This window comes from Streptomyces sp. NBC_01237, from assembly GCF_035917275.1.
GTDB lineage: Bacteria > Actinomycetota > Actinomycetes > Streptomycetales > Streptomycetaceae > Streptomyces.
In genome coordinates, this window is sequence record NZ_CP108508.1 from 3,970,566 (window position 1) to 3,976,750 (window position 6,185).

Genomic DNA, 6,185 nt, shown 5'->3' on the forward strand with positions numbered 1-6,185 from the left:
GGAAGGGGCTTTTGGTCCGGGTAGGGGTACGGGTTCGGGTACGCCGTGATGTCAGGCGCGCGCCAGCGGCGGACGGCCGAGGTCGAAGCCCTCATGGTTTTCCTCCCTGGAGACGAGTTCCTCGAAGAGCCGTCGCTCCGTCGAGTCGGGCAGGGCACCCACGTCGTGGCCGAGCCGGGCGGCGATCCGGTGCAGGACACCGGTCAGCCAGTCGGTCCCGCGCAGGAACGCGTCGTCGCTGTGCTGGTTGTGCTGCTGGACGCCGAGGCAGGCCGCGGCCATGGCGAGCTGGGCGTACCGGTCGGCCAGGGCGAATCCGGCCCGGCCGGCGACCACCGAGTGCTCGCCCGGCGGCAGCGCGAGGCAGCGCTCGCGCAGGTCCGCGAGGTCCGCGGCCAGCAGCTCCACCAGGCTCACCGCGGTGTCGGGCAGCAGGGCCCGGGTGCCCGGGTGGGTGAGCACCGCGGTCAGGTGGTCGGCGCCCCGGGAGGTCAGCTCCAGGGCCCCGTAGTCGATGTCGCCCAGTGGGGCGTCGAGCTCGAACAGCTCCTTGGGCGGGCGCGGGGCGCTGCCCCAGCTTCTCGCGGCGAGCCGGGGCAGCTGGGGCAGCATCGTGGCCTGGCACACGGAGGCGTTGGCGTGCGCGAAGGTGATGGCGGGCAGGTCGCGGGCGAACTTCTGGAAGATGCCGTACGTGCCGTCGCGCAGATAGGAGTTGGCGCCGAGCACCGTGCCGAGCGCGTGCGAAGAGCGGTGCAGCACCTTGGGCACCAGGTACTTGTTGGCCGCTGTCAGGACGCTGGTCTGGCCGGGCAGCACGTGCAGGGCGCGGCAGGCCACGGTGGACAGGCAGTCACCGGCCAGCAGGTCGAGGAAGGCGCCGGTCAGGGTGGCCCTGGCGTGCGGGAGGTCGGCGACGCGTCGCCCGTACAGCTTCCGGTCGAGCGCGAAGCGGGTCACGGTGCGCAGCAGGGTGTCGGAGGTGCCGACCATCATGCCGGGGAGGATCGCGCGGGTGGTCTGGAAGGCCCGCAGCACGGTCTCCATCGCCCCGCCGACGGGGCCGACGGTCGCGTCGCCGGGCACCGGGTAGTCGGTGAACTCGGCGCCCCCGATGAGGCATCCGCGCAGCCCCACGGTGGGGTAGCGGACATCGCGGTCGACCCGGTCGGCGGGTCCTGCGGCGAGGTCGACGAAGAGGTGGGAGTGGCTGCGGTTGCCCGGCCCGTCGCCGGTGCGGGCGAGCAGCAGGACGGCGTCGGCCCGGCCGAGGTTGTTGACGATCTGCTTGCGGCCGTTGATCAGGATGCGGTCGCCGTGGGTGGTGGCGGCGAGGTCCGTGCGGGTGAAGTCGTTGCCGTGGGCCAGCTCGTTGTACCCGGCCGCGGTCTTGCCGCCGCCGAGCAGGATGTCGGCCATCCGGCGCTGCTGGCTCTCGTTGCCGGAGGTCCACATCGCGGAGCCGGAGATGTAGTTGGTGAACCCGTAGCCGAGCGCCAGGGTGGGGTCGCGGCGGGAGACCGTACGCATCATGAGCATCAGGCGCTCGATGCCGACGAGGTGGCCGCCGAGCCGTCGGGGGACGAACTCGGCGTTGAACCCGAAGGCGTCCAGGGCCTTTTCGCCCGCGGGCAGGATCTCGGCGCGTTCGTCCGCTTCCAGTACCGCCCCGAAACCCAGCGGATTGGTGGGGTCGTCGGCGTCCCCGAGGACCCTTTCGAGGTCGTCCGTGGTGCACGGGGTGGCGGCTGTCGGATTCATGACGTCTCCAGAAGGGGCTGTGCCATGTGCACGGGGCCGGCGTCGGGCGCGGCCAGCGGGAAGGGGAGCAGGGAGAACATCTGACCCGTCCGGTGCTGGTCCAGGAGCGGTGGCATCAGCCGGTCGAGCACGGCCGTGGGGTCGGCCGTGAGGTCGCCCTTCGCGCCGTCGCCGTTCGTCGCACCGCCGTCGCCGTAGCCGTTCTCGCCGCCGTCGTCCCGCGCACCGCCCGTGGCCGCCGTCGGCAGCACGCCCGGTGCGAGGCGGCTCACCAGCCGGCTCAGGCACGCCTCCAGCCACAGGCCGTCCTGCCAGAGCGCGTCGACCGCCGGGGTGTCCCGGGCCACCGTGTCCCGGTTGCGCAGCCAGACCTGGACGCAGGCGGCCGCGGCCGTGCACAGGGTGTAGCGGTGGGCCAGCGAGAAGGCCCCGGCCGGCACATCGCGCGGGGTGGGCCGGTGGGCCGCCATCCGCCGGTGCGTCTCGTCGGTGGTCTTCAGCAGGTCCTCCGCCAGGGCCAGCAGCGCCGGGGAGACCTCGCCGTCGGCGGCCAGCCGCCGCAGCTCGGCGACGCCCGCGGGCAGCGAGGCGGCGAGGCTGTTGCCGGTGCGCGAGGTCAGCACGAGCCGGGCCGGGTCGAAGTCGGGGACCGGTGCGGTCAGGGTCGCGGCGGTGGTGAGGCCCTCGGCGTCCGTGCGGCCCGCGCGGTAGCCGCGGGCGAGGGAGCCGAACTGGTTGATCAGGGCGTTCAGGTTGACCAGGGTGTTGCCGTCGAAGATGCCGACGATGCGGTGGTCGCGCTCCAGCTTGGCGAAGGCGCCGTGCGCGAACTCCTCGCTGAGGAAGGACCGCGCCCCGAGGAACTGGCCCATGGAGGAGACCAGTTCGTCGACCGTGCTCGGCACCAGGTACTTCACCGCGCTCGACGTGACGCTCATCTCCTCGGTGAGCGCGTGGACTCCGCGCCCGGCGACGAGGGTGACCGCCTCCATGGCGAGCAGATCGGCATAGGCCTCGGTCAGGCCGCGGTGTGCCTGCGGCAGGTCGATGAGCCGCTTCCCGTACAGCTCGTGCTCCAGGCCGAATCCCGCGGCGATGCGCAGGGCCCGGTCGGCGGCTCCGAGCGAGAGGGCGGCGCAGATGGTGCGGGTGATCTGGAGGCTGCGCAGGACGATCTCGATGCCCTGGCCCTCGGCGCCGATCAGCGCACCGGCCGGGACCCCGGCCCCGTGGAACGCGATGCCGCTGATGTCCGCGCCCCGGATGCCGTGCGTCCTCGCGGCGGGCAGCGTGCTGTACGTGTCCGGGGCGAGCGCCGTCTTGTCGGCCAGCAGCAGGCTGTAGCCGCGGGTGCCGCCCTCGGGTGCGGTGCGGGCGAGGACGCAGACCAGATGGGACCGGGTGGCGTTGTTGATCAGCCACTTCTCCCCGTCGAGCCGGTACCCGTCCGGTCCGGGGGTGGCGCTCAGCCCGCCGGACAGCAGGTCGCTGCCGTGGTCCCGCTCGGTGAGACCCCAGGAGACCACCGCACCGGCCGACACCCGCTCCCCGAGCGCCCGCGCCTGCTCCTCCGTACCGCCCACCCAGGTGCTGACCGCGCCGAGATAGGTCTTGGTGTGGGCGATGGCCACTGTCAGATCGCGACGGGCCACCACGCGGACCAGCTGGAGCAGGTCCTCGTAACTCCGCAGCTCACCGCCGTGCCGTACGGGCACGTAGTACGCGGGCAGTCCCCGCTCGTCGAGCAGCCGGACCGCGTCCTCGGGAAAAGCCTCCAGCGCGTCGAGTTCACGGAGCCGGCCCGCGAAGAAGGGGAGGTCCCGGCGGTGCGGATCGCCCAGGTCCTGGTCGAATCGGCCGGCCAGGTCGTACGGCGCGTAGCGCGCCGGCCCGTCCGGTACAAGCTGAGGTTTCGTCACAACTCCACCTGAATCAGAGAACGCGTGAATTCCGGAAGAAGCCCAGTCTTGGGCACTCACCGGAGCGCTGTCCCGGACCCGGGCTGACAGGACCTTGCGGTGGCACTTCCCTGCCAGCGAAGAACCCGTAACCCCGTTTGAGCGGCGGCTACTGTCTCCATTGCACGCCTACAGGTGAGAGGGAATCCATGCCGAAAAGATCGAATTCGGGGATTCTGGGTACGATCGGCAAGACGCCCCTCGTGAAGCTGGAAAGAATGTTTCCCGAGGGGCAGTCAGAAGTCTTCGCCAAGATCGAGCGTTTCAACCCAGGTGGCAGTATAAAAGACCGAAGCGGCCTCAATATGATCGTCGAGGCGCTGCGCAGCGGCGAGATCACGCCGGGGCGTTCGGTGGTCGTGGAGTCGAGTTCGGGAAATCTGGCGGTCGGACTCGCCCAGATATGCAGGTACTTCGGACTGCGCTTCATCTGTGTGGTCGACGCCAAGACCACGGAGCAGAACCTGGCCATCCTCAAGGCCTACCGGGCCGAGGTCGAGGTGGTCGACGAAAGGGACGCCGCTACCGGGGAGTTCCTGCCCGTCAGACTGCGCCGGGTACGCGAACTGCTGGAGACCGTTCCCCACGCGTACTCGCCCAATCAGTATGCGAATCTGTTCAATCCGAAGGCTCACCAGAGCACGATGCACGAGATAGTCGAGGCCCTCGACGGGCAGCTCGACTTCCTCTTCTGCTCGGTCAGCACCTTCGGCACCCTGCGCGGCTGCGCGGACTACATCCGCCGGGCCGGTCTGCCGACCACGATCGTGGCGGTCGACGCCGACGGCAGCGCCATCTTCGGCCGCCCCCCGGCCCGACGGCTGATCCCCGGCCACGGCGCCTCCGTGCGCCCGGCGCTGATGGACCCGGGAGCGGCCGACGACGTGGTGCACGTCTCGGACCTCGACTGCGTCGTGTACTGCCGGCGGCTGGTGGCGCGCGAAGCGATCCTGGCCGGCGGATCGTCGGGGGCCGTGCTCGCCGCGGTGGACAAGATGCTGCCGCGCATTCCGCCCGGCTCCGTCTCCGCGCTGATCTTCCCCGACGGGGGAGACCGCTATCTCAAGACCATCTATTCCGACGACTGGGTGCGCGAGAACTTCGGTGAAGTCTCGCACCTGTGGAAGGGTTGATCCGCCTCATGCTGGTAATCCGTCAATCCGATGTGGAGAAGCTCCTCAGCGGAAAGGAACGGGAACACATCGAGACGGTCCGGGCGACCTACGAACTGCACGAACAGGGCGCCACGACAGTCCCGCACTCCATTTTCCTCCGCTTTCCGGACCAGCCCGCCAACCGGATCATCGGCCTCCCTTCGTACCGCGGTGGCGACCGGCCCGCCGCCGGAATGAAGTGGATTTCCTCGTTCCCCGGGAACATCCAGTCCGGCATCGCACGCGCCAGTGCGGCGATGCTCCTCAACTCACTGCGCACCGGCCATCCGGAGGCCCTTCTCGAAGGCTCCCTGATCTCGGCCGCGCGCACCGCGGCCAGTGCCGCACTCGCCGCCGAGATGCTGACCCGCGACCGCCGCCCCGGCGGGGTTTCCCTCATCGGCTGCGGTGTCATCAACCTGGAGATCCTCCGCTATCTCAAGGCCGCCATCGACGGCCTCGAAGAAGTGACGATCTACGACAGTTCCACGGCCCGTGCCGAGGAATTCGCCCGCGCCTGCGAGGCCATTCTTCCCGAGGCCCGCATTTCTCTCGCGGCGAGCATCGACGAGGCGCTGGCCGCACAGTCCCTGATCTCCTTCGCCACCTCGGCGGGCGAGCCCCACACCGATCTGACGGCCGCGGCGCCCGGCACGGTGGTGCTGCACATCTCGCTGCGCGACATCGACCCCGAGACGCTCGTCCAGGCGCACAACATCGTGGACGACGCGGACCATGTGTGCCGCGAGCGCACCTCGCTCCACCTCGCCGAGCGGATGACCGGGGGCCGGGCCTTCATCGACGCGTCCATCGGCCAGCTCATCGCCGGTACGAAGACGTTCACGCCGTCCCCGAAGAAGGTCACCATCTACTCGCCGTTCGGGCTCGGGGTCCTCGACCTCGCCCTGGCCGTGGATGTGCACGAGAGCGCCCGCGCGCTCGGCCTGGGTGTGGAGATCACGGACTTCCTGTCCTGAACCCCGCCCACGAGAACCGCAGTTGTCCGCACCACCGCCCACCCCGCGCACCTCACCGAGGAGAACCATGTCCAGCGAGCTGACCGACACCACCGTCTACCGCGTCGTCCTCAACGTCGAGGAGCAGTACTCGATCTGGCGTGCCGGGCGCGAGCTGCCCGCCGGCTGGAGCGCCGAGGGCACCGAGGGCACCCGCGAGGAGTGCCTCGCCCGCATCAACGACGTGTGGAGCGACATGCGCCCGGCGAGTCTGCGCCGCCGCATGGAGAGCCGGAACGCGGCCGCCTGATCCGCCGCCCCCGGGGGATGCCCCGTCATCCCCGGCGGGCCCCTCA

General features: G+C 70.5%; 5 protein-coding genes. 3 read left to right on the forward strand and 2 right to left on the reverse strand.

The annotated features are described in order from the left end of the window. Window positions 1–51: 51 nt before the first annotated feature. Window positions 52–1,761, reverse strand: a complete 1,710-nt coding sequence (locus tag OG251_RS17555; RefSeq protein ID WP_326678075.1) for an acyl-CoA dehydrogenase — start codon at window positions 1,759–1,761, stop codon at window positions 52–54. After that, on the reverse strand, window positions 1,758–3,680 hold the full coding sequence (locus OG251_RS17560) for an acyl-CoA dehydrogenase family protein (protein WP_326678076.1): 1,923 nt from the start codon (window positions 3,678–3,680) through the stop codon (window positions 1,758–1,760). The genes OG251_RS17555 and OG251_RS17560 overlap by 4 nt, the downstream gene beginning before the upstream one ends. A gap of 188 nt (window positions 3,681–3,868) precedes the next feature. Here OG251_RS17560 and sbnA point away from each other — a divergent pair, with 188 nt between their 5' ends. The 3 genes from sbnA (at window position 3,869) to OG251_RS17575 (ending at window position 6,139) form a co-directional block, all read left to right on the forward strand. Beyond that, window positions 3,869–4,852, forward strand: coding sequence for a 2,3-diaminopropionate biosynthesis protein SbnA (gene sbnA, locus OG251_RS17565; protein WP_326678077.1), 984 nt, complete (start codon window positions 3,869–3,871; stop codon window positions 4,850–4,852). 8 nt (window positions 4,853–4,860) lie between these two features. Next, window positions 4,861–5,850, forward strand: a complete 990-nt coding sequence (gene sbnB / locus OG251_RS17570) for a 2,3-diaminopropionate biosynthesis protein SbnB (protein ID WP_326678078.1) — start codon at window positions 4,861–4,863, stop codon at window positions 5,848–5,850. 67 nt (window positions 5,851–5,917) lie between these two features. Beyond that, on the forward strand, window positions 5,918–6,139 hold the full coding sequence (locus tag OG251_RS17575; protein ID WP_326678079.1) for an MbtH family protein: 222 nt from the start codon (window positions 5,918–5,920) through the stop codon (window positions 6,137–6,139). Window positions 6,140–6,185: the final 46 nt, after the last annotated feature.